This window comes from Aminobacter sp. P4_D5 (genome assembly GCF_056401815.1).
The window spans coordinates 1-594 of record NZ_JBFUIP010001047.1; the positions used below are offsets into that span (position 1 = coordinate 1).

The window sequence follows — 594 nt, forward strand, 5'->3', positions numbered from 1 at the left end:
GACGCCGACCACGCCCGCCGGCAGATGCAGCAGCTCGCCCACGCGGGCGGGGTCGTTGCGCATGGCGCCGATATAGACGGTGGAGAGCCCGATCGCCTCGGCCGCGACGACGGCGTTCTGAGCGGCCATGGCGGCGTCGATGGCCGCGATCATGAAGGTCTCGACATAGGGCAGCACCTCGAGCTCGGCGTCGTTCGCCTTGGCCAGACGCTCGTTGCGCGAGAGGTCGGCGAGGAAGACCAGGAAGAGCGGGCACTGCTCGATGTGCTTCTGGCCACCCGCGATCTTCGCGAACTCCGACTTCACCGCGGGGTCGCTGACCGAAACGACCGACCAGGTCTGCATGTTGGAGCTGGTGGCGGCCGATTGCGCGGCTGATATCAGCGTCTCCAGCGTTCCCTCGGGCGGGGCATCCGGCCGGTAGCCGCGGACGGAGCGGTGCGAGAGCAAGAGCGCGATGTGCTCGTTCCAGGGGCCGGCGGCGGGGATCGCATCGGCGCCGTAGCGCAGCGCGAGCGCGCCTTCCTTCGAGATGGCGGTGGGGCTGTTGATATCCATGAACGTCTTCCCGGGGCTGATCCGCCAGTGTGGCGG

1 protein-coding gene is annotated in these 594 nt (G+C 68.9%); it reads right to left on the minus strand.

The annotated features are described in order from the left end of the window. A partial coding sequence (locus tag AC1DWF_RS36585) for a nitroreductase family protein (protein WP_476843332.1) occupies positions 1–558 on the minus strand: 558 nt, incomplete at its 3' end. Positions 559–594 lie beyond the last annotated feature (36 nt).